The following is a 15,765-nucleotide window of genomic DNA, read 5'->3' as shown; positions in this document are numbered from 1 at the left end:
CTGGCGCGCCAGCTCCCACAGGTAGTGCGTGGATCAGGAACCGATGTAGCTGGTCTTCACGACCGTGTAGAACTCTTGCGCATAGCGGCCTTGCTCACGTGATCCATAGGATGAACCCTTACGGCCACCGAACGGAACGTGGTAATCGACACCGGCGGTCGGCAGGTTGACCATCACCATCCCGGCCTGGGAGTGGCGCTTGAAGTGGTTGGCGTACTTCAGCGACGTGGTCGCGATGCCCGCCGACAGACCGAATTCGGTGTCGTTGGCCATCGCCAGCGCCGCGTCGTAATCAGCCACGCGAACGATGTTGGCCACCGGGCCGAAGATCTCTTCGCGGCTGATGCGCATGGATGCCTCGCTGTCGGCAAACAGCGTTGGCGCGAGGAAGTAGCCCTCGGTATCGCAAGTCACCAGACCACCGCCGCTGACCAGACGTGCACCTTCGGATTGACCGATGTCGATGTACTTCATGTCCTGTTCAAGCTGCGCCTGGGAAACCACTGGACCGATGTCGGTGCCGGATTTCAGTGCGTGGCCGACCTTGATCGACTTCATGCGCTCGGCCATGGCTTCGACGAACTTGTCGTGGATCCCGGCAGTGACGATCAAGCGGCTCGACGCGGTGCAACGCTGGCCGGTGGAGTAGAACGCACTCTGCACCGACAGCTCGACCGCTTGCTTGAGGTCGGCGTCGTCGAGAATGATCTGCGGGTTCTTGCCGCCCATCTCCAGCTGAACCTTGGCCTGGCGCGAAACACAGTTGACCGCGATCTGCCGGCCAACGCCGACCGAGCCGGTGAAGCTGATGCCGTCGACTTTCGGGCTCTGCACCAGTGCATCGCCAACCACACGACCGCTGCCCATCACCAGGTTGAACACGCCGGCCGGGAAGCCTGCGCGGGAAATGATTTCCGCCAGCGCCCAGGCGCAGCCCGGCACCAGATCCGCAGGCTTGAGCACCACGCAGTTACCGTAGGCCAGTGCGGGTGCAATTTTCCACGCCGGGATGGCAATCGGGAAGTTCCACGGAGTGATCAGACCGACCACACCCAGCGCTTCGCGGGTGACTTCAACGTTGACGCCCGGACGCACCGACGGTACGTAGTCGCCGGACAAACGCAGGCATTCACCGGCGAAAAATTTGAAGATGTTGCCGGCGCGGGTCACTTCACCGATGGCTTCAGGCAGGGTCTTGCCCTCCTCCCGGGCCAACAGGGTGCCGAGTTCTTCGCGGCGAGCGAGGATTTCCGTGCCGACTTTATCCAGCGAATCGTGACGGGCCTGAATGCCCGAGGTCGACCAGGCCGGGAACGCCGCGCGAGCGGCGTCGATGGCGGCGTGGACTTGAGTCAGATCAGCCTTGGCGTAGTCGCCAATGTTGTCGCTCAGCTCGGACGGGTTGATGTTGGCCGAGTAATCGGCACCGGCGACCCACTCACCGTTGATGTAGTTGTCGAAACGCTTTGAATCAGCCACAGAAATTTCTCCTCTCTACGCAAAAGCCGCTGATTGCTCAGCGGCCTCGGTTTGCTCGGGTGTTATTGCGCGCCTTGCTTGTCGATCAGGGCGGCGAGCATTTCGTACTCTTCGCCAGTCAGGTCGGTCAGCGGTGCACGCACGGGACCTGCGTCATAACCGGCGATCTTGGCGCCAGCCTTGACGATGCTCACGGCATAGCCGGACTTGCGGTTGCGGATGTCCAGGTACGGCAGGAAGAAGTCATCGATGATCTTGCCGACAGTGGCGTGATCTTCGCGGGCGATGGCGTGGTAGAAATCCATCGCGGTTTTCGGGATGAAGTTGAACACCGCCGAGGAGTAAACCGGCACACCCAGCGCCTTGTAGGCGGCGGCGTAAACTTCGGCGGTCGGCAAACCACCCAGGTAGCTGAAGCGATCGCCGAGACGACGACGGATCGACACCATCAGTTCGATATCGCCCAGACCGTCCTTGTAGCCGATCAGGTTCGGGCAGCGCTCGGCCAGACGTTCCAGCAGCGGCGCGGTCAGGCGGCAGACGTTGCGGTTGTAGACCACCACACCGATGTTGACCGATTTACACACCGCTTCAACGTGAGCGGCAACGCCGTCCTGACTCGCTTCGGTCAGGTAGTGCGGCAGCAGCAGCAGACCTTTGGCGCCCAGACGCTCGGCTTCCTGTGCGTATTCGATGGCCTGACGGGTGGAGCCACCCACGCCGGCGAGAATCGGCACGCTCTTGGCGCAGGTGTCGACGGCGGTCTTGATGATTTCCGAGTATTCGCTGGCGGCCAAGGAGAAGAATTCACCGGTGCCGCCGGCTGCGAACAGGGCCGAAGCACCATACGGGGCCAGCCACTCCAGACGCTTGATGTAGCCCGCGCGGTTAAAATCGCCCTGCGCGTTGAAATCGGTCACCGGGAAGGACAGCAGGCCGGCAGAGAGGATGGACTTCAGTTCTTGTGGATTCATTATTCGAACACCCTGGTAGCAACGTTTTTTGTGATTGGACCGTTCAGCCTTCGCCGAAGTTGTAGGTCATCGTACAACTTAAAAGATAACCGTCAACTGCATTTCATCGCTGGGGGGCATTTTTTGTCGGACAGGATTTCTTTTTGACGTAGGAGATTTCTCGACTAGGCTCAATTTAACTGTATATACATACAGTTAAATAAAAACCTGCCTACGACATATCAAGGAGATAGAAATGTCCGGTACCCCTGCTGAACGCCAGCCAAAACCACGGAAAAACGCCCAACCGGTCGTCGCCCGTTTCGATGATCTTTTTACCGAGTCCGGCATCGCCTTCAGTGCCGACAACCCTCATCTGATGCTGCACATCGCCGATTCACACAGCGATGTCGAGTCCGTCACTGCCCGCCCGACTGTTGCCCTGAAGGGCAAACCGCAACTACGCTTCGAGGGCGGCGAACACACGGCCATCGGCGATAACACGCTTTTGCATTTTGTGGAAAACGCCGAACCGGTTCTCGCGCAAAACGTCCCACTGCATCTGCCCAACGGCCTCGCGCTCACTTACGGCCAGGTGCTGGCGCTGGGTGGCGATTTTTACGGCATCGTTGACCGCCCGATCAATGAAGGCGCGACACCGGCGGATCGCCTGCAACGCTTTAACGCCGCGTTCGATTCCTTGGCCGTGACACCCGCCTCCCGGGCGGAAGCGACGCAGATCCTCGCGGTCATGCAAAAGGAAATCAATGCTGTCAAACAAGCGATCAAGGACGGCAAGCCCCCTCATGAGGTTTATGACGAGCTGGGAGATACGTTGTCGGAAGACTGGAACAAAATCACCGGCGGCGGCAGTTTCGTCTCGGCACTGTTCCCCCTCGGCCGCTACCTGAAACTCGCCGCTAACAACGCAGACCACTTTGGCGAGTGGGCAAGACTGGCTTACATCGCCGGCCACATCGCCGCCCTGCAAACCGCCGCTGCCGCGCAGGCCAGTCACGATGAACAGCAGCTGGAACGGGCCTACGCGATGAACGCGTTTGCCGATCACTTCCTCACCGACCTGTTCTCCTCCGGCCACCTGCGTGTACCGCGCAAGCAACTGGCAGCGGTGGTGACCCCGAGTGATCTGGGTTCACTGATTACCCGCTTCATGCACGACGAGGACAGCAAATTCGGCCTCAAGGTACGCAACGCACGTGACGATCAATGGCGAGCCTACGGCGACAAGCGCTACTTCGAAGCGAGCGACGCCGACAATCGCCAGCAAGTGACCGAAGCCGTGCAAGCCTCGGCGGATGAAGTGTTCGCCGCCTACCTCAGCGGCACAGTACCCACCCCGTCCACTTTCGCAGCACTGCAACGAACACCGGATCTGACGGCGGTACTCAACCTCGCCAACAACTTCTCACCGCTGTTCCGGCTCGAGGGCAGCAAAGTGCTGCGACGCAAGGACGTGAACAACCTCAACGACACCGCAACCGTCGATGACTGGTGGGGCTGGAGCACGTACCTGCTGCTCAAGAACTATCAGCCAAGCGGCAACGTCAACCAGGGAGCATGAACATGACGATCAAATTGAAAATGGAGCTGGCTTCAGGACAGTCACTGCACGGTGCACCACTGGAGTTGCTCGCGGATGGCAAACCGATTGCGCGGGGGGTTGTGGATAACACGGGGCATGCGGTGTTTTCGGTGAGTTCCGTTAGGGCGAAACTGGCGGTGAGGGTAGATCGGTCAATAGTGAAGCGCTGAATTCGCTGATTTCATCGCTGACTAGCCAACAACCACAATGAACTCTCGGTGTGCACATATTGGGTGTTTTACCGAGACAACAGTCGGAGCTGGTTTGCCAGCGATGGCGGCGTGTCAGGCACCTATTAGACCGAACGCACACTCACCCTCCCTGCGCTTGCGCCTCTTCATGCGCCTGACGCAGCCGTTCGCGGCTGTTGGTCAGGTGCAGGCGCATGGCCGCACGGGCCGCATCGGAGTCCTGGCGGGCAATCGCTTCGTAGATTTCCTCATGCTCGCGACTCAGGCGATTCATGTAGTGCTGCTGATCGTCATGGGCCAGCCGCGCCGAATTCAACCGCGTACGTGGAATGATGCTGGTGCCCAGGTGGGTCATGATGTCGGTGAAGTAGCGGTTGCCGGTGGACAGGGCGATTTCCAGATGGAAGGCAAAGTCCGACGCCACGGCATCGCTGGCGTGGGCAACGCTGTCGTTCAAAGCATCGAGGGCGGCGCGCATGGTTGCCAGTTGCTCGGGGCTGCGGCGTTGCGCGGCGAGGCCGGCGGATTCGACTTCAAGGCTGATGCGTAATTCGAGAATCGCCAATACGTCACGCAAGGTGACCACGGTGGCCGGGTCGATACGGAAACCGCTCGGGCTCGGCGTGTCGAGGACAAAGGTGCCGATGCCATGGCGAGTTTCCACCTGCCCTGCCGCCTGCAACCGGGAGATCGCTTCGCGCACCACGGTGCGGCTGACGCCATGGGCTTCCATGATGGCCGACTCGGTGGGCAACTTGTCGCCACGTTTGAGAAGACCGTCGCGGATCTGCTCGCTCAGCACCGTCACCAGTTCCTGGGCCAGGCTACGGCGCTTGCGCGGGAGGCGCGGGGTGTCGATCAGGTTTTCCATGGTGTGCATCTTGTCTCGAAAATTCGGCTTGACTCGCATCATAGCTCAGGTGGGTTGTACGATCACTTTCCGGTGCAAATCGTCCAGTGTGGGAGCGGGCTAGCTCGTCCCCACACTGGGACTGAGAGGATCACGCCGTAACGGTCTGCTCCACCAGATGCCCGCTGTCGATTCGCACATGCCGTGGATGGAAACGTTTCAGGCTGCTGCGATGACCGACGCTGACAATGCTCAACCCCGGCAACTGATCGATCAGTGCCTGATACAGCGTCGCTTCGTCTTCCTCGTCCATCGCCGACGTCGCTTCGTCCATGTACAGCCATTGCGGCGCGTAAAGCATTGCGCGGGCAAAAGCCAAACGTTGTTGTTCGCCCGGAGAAAGCATGCGTTGCCAGTGATTGGCCTCGTCCAGTCGCGCGACCAAATGCGGCAAGCGGCAGGTTTCCAGCACTTGTGCATAACGTTCCGGCGCGTAGGTGTCGCCCGGTTGTGGATAACTCAACGCCTCACGCAGGGTGCCGATTGGCAGATAGGGTTTCTGCGGCAGGAACAGGTAACGCGCCGCCGGCAACCGGATGTTGCCGTGGCCCGCTGGCCACAGATGCCCCATCGCCCGCAGCAACGTCGACTTGCCGCTGCCGGAACGACCGCTGAGCATGACGCGATCACCCGGCTCGACGGTCATGTCGGCACTGGTCAGCAGATGACGCCCATCGGCCAGATCCAGGCCGAGGTTGTGCACCTTCAATTCACTGCCCTGATTCTGCACATCGATGGCCGGCACGCGCTGCTCGTTGTCGGTCATGGCCTGACGGAAACTCAGCAGACGATCACAGGTGGCGCGCCAGGAAGCGAGGCTCTGGTACGCACTGATGAACCAGCTGAAACTCTCCTGAACGTTGCCGAATGCCGAGCTGATCTGCATGAGTTCACCCAGCTCGATCTTGCCGGCGAGGTAACGCGGCGAGGCGACGATGAACGGGAAAATGATGGCTGCCTGGCTGTAACCGGCGGTGAAGAATGTCAGGCGCTTGGAGACCTTCATGATGTCCCAGAAGTTGTGCCAGACATTGCCAAAACGAGCGCTCAAACGACGATTTTCGTTTGGCTCGCCGTTATACAACGCAATGCTTTCGGCATTTTCGCGAATCCGCACCATGGAAAAACGCAAGTCGGCTTCGAAGCGTTGTTGTTGGTTGTTCAGACCGATCAGACGACGGCCGATCAAATGCGTCAGCCAACTGCCCACCACCGCATACACCAGCACACACCAGAACATGTAGCCGGGAATGGTGATGCCAAAGACTTCGATGCTGCCCGACACGCCCCAGAGAATGATCGAGAACGACACCAGACTGACGATATTGCGCAGCAGCCCGATCCCCAGTTCAAGGGTGTTGGAGGTGAAGTTATTGAGGTCTTCGGAAATCCGCTGGTCCGGGTTATCGGTGTAACCGCCCTGCTCCAGCTGGTAGTAATTCTTGTCGGCGAGCCAACGGGAAAAATGCTTTTCGGTGAGCCAGGCGCGCCAGCGGATCGTCAGCATCTGCGTCAGATAAAGCCTGTACACCGCACCGATAATCGCCACGGCGGCGATGCCGCAGAAATACAGAATCAATTGCCAGAACGCCGCTTCGTCCTTCTTTTGCAGCGCGTTGTAAAAATCCTTGTACCAAGTGTTGAACCACACCGAGATGCCCACGCTCAACAGCGAGAGCGCGATCACCGCAATCAGCAGCGTCCAGGCCTTGCCCTTCTCTTCACTGCGCCAGTACGGCGTGATGATCGCCCACACCTTGCGAAAAAACTGCCCGCGCACAGCATCGTTGACCGCGGAATATTCAGCGTTCTGATTCATGGATAAGGCTCGATAAAGAAAACAACAGACACGCACCGATCATAGTAGATCGGTGCGTTTTATCGCGAGGGCTGGCGATAGTCGTTCAGCGCAGGTTCAGCGACGAACCGGGCGCTTCTGCAGTTTGCGCTGCAGCGTGCGGCGGTGCATGCCCAGGGCGCGGGCTGTGGCGGAGATGTTGCCTTCGTGCTCGGTCAACACGCGCTGGATGTGTTCCCACTGCAGGCGATCAACCGACATCGGGTTTTCCGGCACCAGGCTGTCGAGGTCGGCGTGCTCGGAAAGCAGCGCGGCCAGCACGTCGTCGGCATCGGCCGGTTTGCACAGGTAGTTGCAGGCGCCGCGTTTGATCGCTTCGACCGCCGTGGCAATGCTCGAATAACCGGTGAGGATCACCACGCGCATTTCCGGGTCCAGCTCCAGCAACTTCGGCAGCAGTACCAGACCGGAGTCGCCGTCCATTTTCAGGTCGAGCGCGGCATAGTCCGGCAGATCGGCCTGGGCGATGGTCAGGCCTTCCTCGGCAGAACCGGCGGTGCTGACGCGAAAACCACGGCGAGCCATGGCACGGGCCATGACGCGGGTGAAGGTTGCGTCGTCGTCGACCAGCAGCAAATGCGGCAGTTCTTCGCCTTCGACTTGGATTTCGTCACTCATGTTGGTCTCCTCGGGCGCCGTGGGGCAGGCGCAGCTCGGTGAGCGTGCCGCCTTCCTCATGACTATAGAGTTTCACTGAGCCGCCGGCACGTGTCACGCTGGCCTTGCTCAAAAACAGGCCCAGGCCGAAACCTTTGCCCTTGGTGGTAAAAAACGGTTTGCCGATCTGCTCGGCGATGGCCAGCGGCACACCGGCGCCGTGGTCACGAATACTGATGGTCACGGTTTCCGTGTCCCAGTCCAGCGTCACTTTCAGGTTTTCCGGGCAGGCATCGGCGGCGTTGTTCAGCAGATTCAGCAGCGCCTGCGTCAGATCCGGCGGCGGCGCCATGCGCGGCACCGTACCCTGACCCAAACGGTGAAAGCGGTAACTGGCCTCGGGACGCATCAGGTGCCAGCGGTTGAGCGCTTCGTCGAGCCAGTCGGTGACGTCCTGCATCTCAACCGCCAGACGTCGATTGGCTTCGGCAGCACGTACCAGTTGTTGCAAGGTTTCCTTGCACAGCTTGACTTGATCCTGCAGCACTTTGAGATCGTCCTGCAGCATCGGATCGGGGTGATCCTGCTGCATCTCCTTGAGCAAAACGCTCATGGTCGCCAACGGTGTGCCGAGTTCATGGGCAGCGCCGGCAGCTTGCGTGGCCACCGCGAGCAACTGTTGATCACGCAGGCCTTCTTCACGACGGATCGCCCGTAGCTCTTCCTGACGGCGCAGCTCTTCAGCCATGCGCGCGGCGAAGAACGTGATGACCGCTGCCGCCAGCGCGAAACTCAGCCACATGCCATAAATCTGCAGGTTCTCGCGGGCGACCGGCAGGGTCTCCAGCGGATAGAAGCGCGTCAACATCACGGTGTACAGCGCCAGCGCAATGCCCGACAGAATCACCGAATAGCGCCACGGCAGTGTCACAGCGGCGATGGTCAGCGGCACCAGATAATAGGAAACGAAGGGGTTGGTCGAGCCGCCGGAGAAATACAGCAGTGCACTGTGAATCACCAGATCACAAGCCAGTTGCAAGGCGTACTCGAGTTCGGTCACCGGCCACGATGTGCGCAAACGCACGGCGGTGAACACGCACAGCAGAATCGAGCAACCGAGGGTCATCGCCAGTTGTACCCAGGGCAGCGGCAACAACTGCAGCCAGTAGGCCAGACCGACGGACCCGGCCTGCGCGGCCAGCACCAGCGTGCGGATGAAAGTCAGCCGCCAGAGGTTCTGGCGAGTGGCGGAAGTCAGTTGTACGGGGGCGAGCATGAGCTCTCCTGATGAGCGCTCCAGGCGGATCGCACGGAGTATAACCAAGCCACGCGCCGGATAGGCGAAAGTGCGGCAAACGACCACATGGCGCAGACAGTAAAATCGTCTACGCCGACCCCAACTTCTCAATGAGTTGAGTCCAATTGTGGCGAGGGGATTTATCCCCGTTCGGATGCGAAGCAGTCGCAAATCCGGCTGATGCGGCATGCCTGGTTAAATGAGAGCGCATGATTTGGGGCGGCTTCGCCACCCAACGGGGATAAATCCCCTCGCCACAAAAGCTCATTCGAGCTTAGGGTCTACAGCGGCCCTCGCTATCTGTATAGAAGTTGTAACTGGGCGAACCGGATCGCAGAAGCTAGAGTCTGATGGTTTCACGCAGGCCCGAACCAGCACCTGCGCATCATTCAAGGAGCCTTCATGCACACATTTCGCCGCAGCGCCGCCCTTCTCGCCCTGACCGTTGGCAGCGTCGCCAGCCTTCCGGCCCTGGCCGCCGATGAGCTGCACTACAACCAGATTTCCCTGCGCGCCGAAGTCAGCACGGAAGTGGCCCGCGACCTGATGATCGTGACCCTCTACACCGAAGAACAAAACACTGACCCGGCCAAACTCGCCGCCGATGTCAGCACCACCATGAACAAGGCACTGGCCCAGGCCAAGCAAGTCAAAGACATCACCCTGCGCCAAGGCAGCCGCAACAGCTACCCGATCTACGACACCAAGGGCCAGAAAATCACCGGTTGGCGCGAGCGCGCCGAACTGCGCCTGGAAAGCCCCGACTTCGCCGCCCTGTCCAAACTCACCGGCGAACTGCTGACCGACCTGAAAATGGGCGGCATGGACTTCGCCATCGCCGACCCGACCCGCAAGGCCAGCGAAGACAAACTGCTGAAAGAAGCCGTGACCGCCTTCAAGGCCCGCGCGCAACTGGCCACCGACGCACTGGGCGGTAAAGGCTACAAAATCGTCAACCTGAATCTCAACAGCAACGGTTATCCACAACCGTACCTGCGCGCCCCGATGATGATGAAAGCAGCAGCCATGGACGCAGCCCCGGTCACCCCGGAAGTCGAAGCAGGCACCAGCCAGGTCAGCATGACCGCCGATGGCTCGATCGAAGTGCTGATGCAGTGAATTGATTCAAGCGCAATGAAAAAACCGGCGATCCGTGAATGATCGCCGGTTTTTTTGTACTCGGAATTTGTAGCGAATGATCTGACGCCTTCGCGAGGGCCGAGCGTCAGGGTAAAGACCTTTGCTTACTTTGGGCTGGGCCGGCATTCCGGCGTTTGCCAAAGTAAGTCGCCGCCAGGCGAAAGGGGCCAGCCCCCCCCGCCAAAAAAACCAATGGTGCCACCAAAAGAAACACCAGTTGCACAAGGTAAAACCACCCGCAAACACCGCCCAAAACCAACCCCCACCGCAATCCCCGAAAAACCCGTCAAACCCGATCCCCCAGAGCGGTATAAATAAGTAACACCAAGCCCCACCCCAGCGCACAAAACGTGACCAATGCACCGTTTTGGGGCTTCGTTTGCACCGTAAAAACCACCCGCAAACGGTCAAATGCGTCAAAAGTTATACAGATGCGACATTAAGGTACGTACGTGCCACCGTTTAACGCTCACTCGCACTTCGGATCTTGCAATGGGTATGGCGCCTGCATAAGTATCCGCAGGCACGACTCACGAGGTCGTACCTCAATATTAAAAAATGACAACAAATCATGAGGCCAACATGCTTAAACACGCGGTCATTCCGTTTTTAGTCGGCGCAGGCTTGTTAGCCTCCGCACCATTCGCATCCGCTGCGACTAACCTGGTGTTCTGCTCCGAAGGCAGCCCGGCCGGTTTCGACCCAGGCCAATACACCACCGGAACCGACTTCGACGCCTCAGCTGAAACCATGTTCAACCGCCTGACCCAGTTCGAGCGCGGCGGCACCGCCGTGATTCCTGGGCTGGCGACCAAGTGGGACATTTCCGATGATGGCCTGACTTACACCTTCCACCTGCGCGAAGGCGTCAAGTTCCACACCACCCCGTATTTCAAGCCGACTCGTGAGTTCAACGCCGACGACGTGCTGTTCACCTTCAATCGCATGATCAACAAGGATGACCCGTTCCGTAAGGCGTACCCGACCGAATTCCCGTACTTCACCGACATGGGGATGGACACCAACATCACCAAGATCGATAAAGTCGACGACCACACCGTCAAGTTCACCCTGAAAGAAGTCGACGCCGCGTTCATCCAGAACATGGCCATGAGCTTCGCATCTGTTCAGTCCGCCGAGTACGCAGCCCAGCTGCTGAAAGAAGGCAAGGCGGCCGACATCAACCAGAAGCCGGTCGGCACTGGTCCGTTCGTGTTCAAGAGCTACCAGAAAGATTCCAATATCCGTTACACCGGCAACAAGGACTACTGGAACCCTTCCGACGTGAAGATCGACAACCTGATCTTCGCCATCACCACCGACCCGTCGGTGCGTATTCAGAAGCTGAAAAAGAACGAGTGCCAGGTCACCCTGTTCCCGCGTCCGGCCGACCTCGCGGCACTGAAAGCCGATCCTGCGCTGAAGATGCCTGACCAGGCCGGCTTCAACCTGGGCTACATCGCCTACAACGTGATGGACAAGGTCAAGGGCAGCAACGATCCGAACCCGCTGGCTGATCTGCGCGTACGTCAGGCGCTGGACATGGCCGTGAACAAGCCGCAGATCATCGACTCGGTTTATCAGGGCGCTGGCCAACTGGCCGTCAACGCCATGCCGCCGACCCAGTGGTCTTACGACACCACCATCAAGGACGCCAAGTACGATCCTGAGAAAGCCAAGCAGCTGCTCAAGGAAGCCGGCGTCAAGGAAGGAACCGAGATCGTTCTGTGGGCGATGCCGGTTCAGCGTCCGTACAACCCGAACGCCAAACTGATGGCTGAAATGCTCCAGTCCGACTGGGCCAAGATCGGCTTGAAAGTGAAGATCACCAGCTACGAATGGGGCGAATACATCAAGCGTTCCAAAGGTGGCGAGAACCAGGCCATGATCATTGGCTGGAGCGGTGATAACGGTGACCCGGACAACTGGCTGAACGTGCTGTTCGGTTGCGACTCGCTCAGCGGCAACAACTTCTCCAAGTGGTGTGACAAGAAGTTCGACGGCCTCGTGAAAGAAGCCAAGCGCACTACCGATCAGGCCAAGCGCACCGAACTGTACAAACAGGCGCAACACGTCCTCAAAGATGCAGTCCCGATGACACCTATCGCTCACTCGACGGTGTATCAACCCATGCGCGCCAACGTGCAGGATTTCAAGATCAGCCCATTTGGCTTGAACTCCTTCTACGGCGTCAGCGTCAGCAAGTAAGAAACAGCAGCGGCGACGTTTTCAGCGTCACCGCTGCTTTTTTCTGCCGACAACCCAGGAATTTGCCTACATCCAAATCCACTGTTTCGCACAGCATGGTTCAGGACGTGTTGCCCTTTCCTACGAGTCTTTAGGACTCATCCCATTTACTGTCAGACCTGTGGCTCCTAACTTCAGGTTCTGTCCAGTTTTTGTGTGGGCCGGCGGTTTGCTGAACGTTTCTGGATTGAGCTCAGTGTGACCACAACGTCTCCGGATGAGACCGCGGCACATTGCACACCACTAAAAAAGAGGGAGCGTCATGCGCCATACCTTGGTTTTTTCCGCATTGCTGGGCGCCGGCCTGCTGGCCGCCTCGTCCGCCAGTTTCGCCGCATCCAAAAGCCTGGTGTTCTGCTCCGAAGGCAGCCCGGCGGGTTTTGATACCGCGCAATACACGACGGCCACCGACAACGATGCCGCCGAGCCGCTGTACAACCGCCTCGCCGAGTTCGAGAAAGGTGCGACCAACGTCGTCCCGGGTCTGGCAACCAAGTGGGACATTTCCGAGGATGGTCTCAAATACACCTTTCACTTACGTGAAGGCGTGAAATTTCATACAACGCCGTACTTCAAACCTACACGAGATTTCAACGCCGACGACGTGCTGTTCACGTTTAACCGCATGCTCGATCCGCAACAGCCATTCCGTAAGGCTTATCCGACCGAATTCCCGTACTTCAACGGGATGAGCCTGAACAAGAACATCGCCAAGGTCGAGAAGACCGGGCCGCTGACCGTGGAGTTCACGCTCAACAGCGTCGACGCCGCGTTCATTCAGAACATCGCCATGAGCTTCGCCGCCATCCTGTCCGCTGAATACGCCGACAAGCTGCTCGCCGAAGGCAAGCCTAGCGACATCAATCAGAAGCCGGTCGGCACCGGGCCGTTCGTTTTCAAGAGTTATCAAAAAGACTCGAACATCCGTTACACCGGCAATAAACATTACTGGGATCCGAGCCGGGTCAAACTCGACAACCTGATCTTCGCCATCAACACAGACGCCTCCGTACGCGTGCAGAAGCTCAAGGCTGGCGAATGCCAGATCACCCTGCATCCGCGCCCCGCCGATGTTGGTGCACTGAAGGCCGACCCGAAACTGAAACTGATCGAAAAACCGGGCTTCAACCTCGGTTACATCGCCTACAACGTGCGTCATAAACCCTTCGACCAGCTCGAAGTGCGTCAGGCGCTGGACATGGCGGTGAATAAACAGGGGATTCTCAACGCTGTTTATCAAGGCGCCGGTCAACTGGCCGTCAACGCCATGCCGCCGACCCAGTGGTCTTACGACGACACAATCAAAGACGCTGCCTACAACCCGGAAAAAGCCAAAGAATTGCTCAAGGCTGCCGGCGTCAAGGAAGGCACCGAAATCACCCTGTGGGCGATGCCGGTGCAACGTCCGTACAACCCGAACGCCAAACTGATGGCCGAAATGCTCCAGGCTGACTGGGCGAAAATCGGTCTGAAAGTGAAGATCGTCAGCTACGAATGGGGCGAGTACATCAAACGCACCAAAAACGGCGAGCACGACATCAGCCTGATTGGCTGGACCGGTGACAACGGAGACCCGGACAACTGGCTCGGCACGCTTTACAGCTGCGACGCCATTGGCGGCAACAACTACTCCATGTGGTGCGACCCGGCTTACGACAAGCTGATCAAACAGGCCAAGGTCGTCACCGACCGCGACCAGCGCACCGTGCTCTACAAACAGGCTCAGCAGTTGCTTAAACAGCAAGTGCCGATCACGCCTGTCGCCCACTCGACGGTCAACCAGCCGCTGAGCGCAAGGATCGAAGGGTTCAAGGTCAGCCCGTTCGGTCGCAACGTATTCTCGGGTGTCAGCATCGATTAAACACCAAACCGATTAGCCGCAACGCTGAGGGGACCGTCTACCCCCTCACGCAAGCGCTTTGCCGAAATTCGCCAATCCGGCCTTTTGCAAACGTTTGCGATGTGTGAATAAGTTCTAAACCAAATAACCGGCATACCAAAAAAAGCCGGCATAAAAAGAAAGTAAAGGAGCTTCACCCATGAAACTGAGCAGCACCGCGATACTGGCCCTGGCCATCAGCAGCGTTACCGCCACGGCGTACGCAGAACCTGTCAGTCAGGAGTTCGTCCCTACCACATTGGCCGGCAGTAGCGCCCAAAGCGAGGCCAAAGGCTTTATCGATGGTCAAAGCCTGGGCGGTACAACCCGTAACTGGTACGCCAATGAACTGCGTCGTCGTGACGACAGTTTCAGCTACGTGAAAAACAGCGACAAATACACCTCGCCAGTGGTGAGAACCAAGACCCCACGCCGTATCAACTGGGTTCAGGGCACCATTGTCAATTACACCTCGGGCTTCACCCAGGGCACCGTTGGCGTGAGCACCGAAGTCGCCGCTTACAACGCCATCGTCCTGGACCGTGACCGCAAGGACATTGCCGGCGGCTCCAACCGTACTCTGGCGCATTCCGACGGCGACGCCGTTGACCAGTGGAGCAAGCTGGGTCTGGCCAACGTCAAATTCCGAGTGTCAAACACTACTTTGACTGCCGGTCGCCAGAACTTCAGCACGCCGATCGTCGATGTCATCGGCAACCGTCCGCTGCCTTCTAGCTTTGAAGGTATCAGCCTGCACAGCGAAGAATTGAACAACCTGTCGTTCGACCTGGCCGGTTTCGACCGCGTCTCGCCACGTACCGAACAAAGTCTGTCGAAATTCCGCTCCGAGTACGGCGCCAATGGCGAAGAAACCGACAAGGTCTACACCGCTGGCGTGAACTACCAGCCGCTCAAGAGCCTGAAAACCAGCCTGTACGTAGCCAATGTCGAAGACTTCTGGAACCAGTACTACTTCGGCGGCACCCACGAACTGGGTGACAGCCAAGTGCTGAGCCTGACCACCGGCCTGAACTACTACAAGACCGTCGACGAAGGCAAAAAGTTGATGGGTAACATCGACAACGATACCTACTCGTTGTCGTTGGGCCTGGCTCACCAGGCCCACAGCCTGACCTTCTCGTACCAGCAAGTGAACGGTAACGAGTACTTCGACTACCTGCACGAAACCAACGGCATCTACCTGGCCAACTCCCTGCTGTCGGACTTCAACGGCCCGAACGAGAAATCCTTCCAGATCGCCTACGGCATCAACATGGCCGAGTACGGCGTTCCAGGTCTGAAGTTCAACATCTATCAGGCTCGCGGTTGGGGCATTGACGGTACTCACTACCGTGGCACGGCTTACACCATTCCAGATGACAAGCGCGGCGACCTGAGCCTGATGGACGGCGAATCGCACTACGAATACGGCATCGGTGCTTCCTACGCCGTGCAGAGCGGCCCGCTCAAGGCCACTGCGATTCGCGCGACGTACACCACTCACCGCGCCAGCGAGCATCAGGCTGACGGCAACATCAACGAGTTCCGTCTCGTGACCACCATTCCATTCAACATCCTGTAATAACCGCCAGCCGACGGCTGACTCAGTGA

At 58.7% G+C, this 15,765-nt stretch carries 12 protein-coding genes; 6 read left to right on the top strand and 6 right to left on the bottom strand.

All coding sequences use genetic code 11. The features are described from left to right. Positions 1 to 33: 33 nt before the first annotated feature. Entirely contained in the window at positions 34 to 1,479 is a 1,446-nt protein-coding gene (locus tag F2P67_RS11900; RefSeq protein WP_166220535.1) for an aldehyde dehydrogenase family protein, read from the bottom strand. Positions 1,480 to 1,541: 62 nt separating this feature from the next. Continuing rightward, entirely contained in the window at positions 1,542 to 2,453 is a 912-nt protein-coding gene (gene kdgD, locus F2P67_RS11895) for a 5-dehydro-4-deoxyglucarate dehydratase (RefSeq protein ID WP_166220533.1), read from the bottom strand. Positions 2,454 to 2,688: 235 nt separating this feature from the next. Here kdgD and F2P67_RS11890 point away from each other — a divergent pair, with 235 nt between their 5' ends. Further along, positions 2,689 to 4,014 carry a phospholipase gene (locus F2P67_RS11890; protein WP_166220531.1) on the top strand — a complete coding sequence of 442 codons (1,326 nt, stop codon included), beginning with the start codon at positions 2,689 to 2,691 and terminating at the stop codon, positions 4,012 to 4,014. 2 nt (positions 4,015 to 4,016) lie between these two features. Next, complete coding sequence (locus tag F2P67_RS11885) at positions 4,017 to 4,205, top strand: hypothetical protein (protein WP_166220529.1); 189 nt, start codon at positions 4,017 to 4,019, stop codon at positions 4,203 to 4,205. Between the two features lie 142 nt (positions 4,206 to 4,347). On the opposite strand, the gene F2P67_RS11880 is transcribed toward F2P67_RS11885, so the two are convergent. The 4 genes from F2P67_RS11880 to F2P67_RS11865 all read right to left on the bottom strand — a co-directional run bounded on the left by F2P67_RS11880 (position 4,348) and on the right by F2P67_RS11865 (position 8,867). Next, the gene (locus F2P67_RS11880; RefSeq protein ID WP_178120921.1) at positions 4,348 to 5,097 is read right to left on the bottom strand and encodes a FadR/GntR family transcriptional regulator; all 750 of its coding nucleotides are present in this window, start codon (positions 5,095 to 5,097) and stop codon (positions 4,348 to 4,350) included. Positions 5,098 to 5,227: 130 nt separating this feature from the next. Continuing rightward, a complete protein-coding gene (locus F2P67_RS11875) occupies positions 5,228 to 6,955 on the bottom strand; it encodes an ABC transporter ATP-binding protein/permease (RefSeq protein WP_166220525.1) in 1,728 nt (575 codons plus the stop codon). Positions 6,956 to 7,051: 96 nt separating this feature from the next. Next, on the bottom strand, positions 7,052 to 7,612 hold the full coding sequence (locus tag F2P67_RS11870) for a response regulator transcription factor (RefSeq protein WP_003221630.1): 561 nt from the start codon (positions 7,610 to 7,612) through the stop codon (positions 7,052 to 7,054). Next, entirely contained in the window at positions 7,605 to 8,867 is a 1,263-nt protein-coding gene (locus F2P67_RS11865; protein ID WP_166220523.1) for an ATP-binding protein, read from the bottom strand. Before F2P67_RS11865 ends, F2P67_RS11870 begins: the two co-directional genes overlap by 8 nt. Positions 8,868 to 9,290: 423 nt before the next feature. On the opposite strand from F2P67_RS11865, the gene F2P67_RS11860 reads away from it, so the two are divergent. The 4 genes from F2P67_RS11860 to F2P67_RS11845 all read left to right on the top strand — a co-directional run bounded on the left by F2P67_RS11860 (position 9,291) and on the right by F2P67_RS11845 (position 15,736). Continuing rightward, positions 9,291 to 10,007: an SIMPL domain-containing protein gene (locus tag F2P67_RS11860; RefSeq protein WP_166220521.1), complete on the top strand. Its 717-nt coding sequence runs from the start codon at positions 9,291 to 9,293 to the stop codon at positions 10,005 to 10,007. 603 nt (positions 10,008 to 10,610) lie between these two features. Further along, complete coding sequence (locus F2P67_RS11855) at positions 10,611 to 12,236, top strand: ABC transporter substrate-binding protein (protein WP_166220518.1); 1,626 nt, start codon at positions 10,611 to 10,613, stop codon at positions 12,234 to 12,236. Positions 12,237 to 12,537: 301 nt separating this feature from the next. Continuing rightward, on the top strand, positions 12,538 to 14,136 hold the full coding sequence (locus tag F2P67_RS11850) for an ABC transporter substrate-binding protein (RefSeq protein WP_166220516.1): 1,599 nt from the start codon (positions 12,538 to 12,540) through the stop codon (positions 14,134 to 14,136). Positions 14,137 to 14,314: 178 nt separating this feature from the next. Further along, complete coding sequence (locus tag F2P67_RS11845; RefSeq protein ID WP_166220514.1) at positions 14,315 to 15,736, top strand: OprD family porin; 1,422 nt, start codon at positions 14,315 to 14,317, stop codon at positions 15,734 to 15,736. Positions 15,737 to 15,765: the final 29 nt, after the last annotated feature.

This window comes from Pseudomonas atagonensis, assembly GCF_011369485.1.
GTDB classification, from domain to species: domain Bacteria; phylum Pseudomonadota; class Gammaproteobacteria; order Pseudomonadales; family Pseudomonadaceae; genus Aquipseudomonas; species Aquipseudomonas atagonensis.
Note: the sequence above shows the minus strand (reverse complement) of the source record. Positions and strands in the feature narration are given on the sequence as shown.

Coding starts and splice junctions, on each gene's coding strand:
- F2P67_RS11870 (WP_003221630.1), bottom strand. CDS start 7,612: ATGAGTGACGAAATCCAAGTCGAAGGCGAAGAACTGCCGCATTTGCTG.
- F2P67_RS11885 (WP_166220529.1), top strand. CDS start 4,017: ATGACGATCAAATTGAAAATGGAGCTGGCTTCAGGACAGTCACTGCAC.
- F2P67_RS11890 (WP_166220531.1), top strand. CDS start 2,689: ATGTCCGGTACCCCTGCTGAACGCCAGCCAAAACCACGGAAAAACGCC.
- F2P67_RS11860 (WP_166220521.1), top strand. CDS start 9,291: ATGCACACATTTCGCCGCAGCGCCGCCCTTCTCGCCCTGACCGTTGGC.
- F2P67_RS11855 (WP_166220518.1), top strand. CDS start 10,611: ATGCTTAAACACGCGGTCATTCCGTTTTTAGTCGGCGCAGGCTTGTTA.
- F2P67_RS11880 (WP_178120921.1), bottom strand. CDS start 5,097: ATGGAAAACCTGATCGACACCCCGCGCCTCCCGCGCAAGCGCCGTAGC.
- kdgD (WP_166220533.1), bottom strand. CDS start 2,453: ATGAATCCACAAGAACTGAAGTCCATCCTCTCTGCCGGCCTGCTGTCC.
- F2P67_RS11850 (WP_166220516.1), top strand. CDS start 12,538: ATGCGCCATACCTTGGTTTTTTCCGCATTGCTGGGCGCCGGCCTGCTG.
- F2P67_RS11845 (WP_166220514.1), top strand. CDS start 14,315: ATGAAACTGAGCAGCACCGCGATACTGGCCCTGGCCATCAGCAGCGTT.
- F2P67_RS11875 (WP_166220525.1), bottom strand. CDS start 6,955: ATGAATCAGAACGCTGAATATTCCGCGGTCAACGATGCTGTGCGCGGG.
- F2P67_RS11865 (WP_166220523.1), bottom strand. CDS start 8,867: ATGCTCGCCCCCGTACAACTGACTTCCGCCACTCGCCAGAACCTCTGG.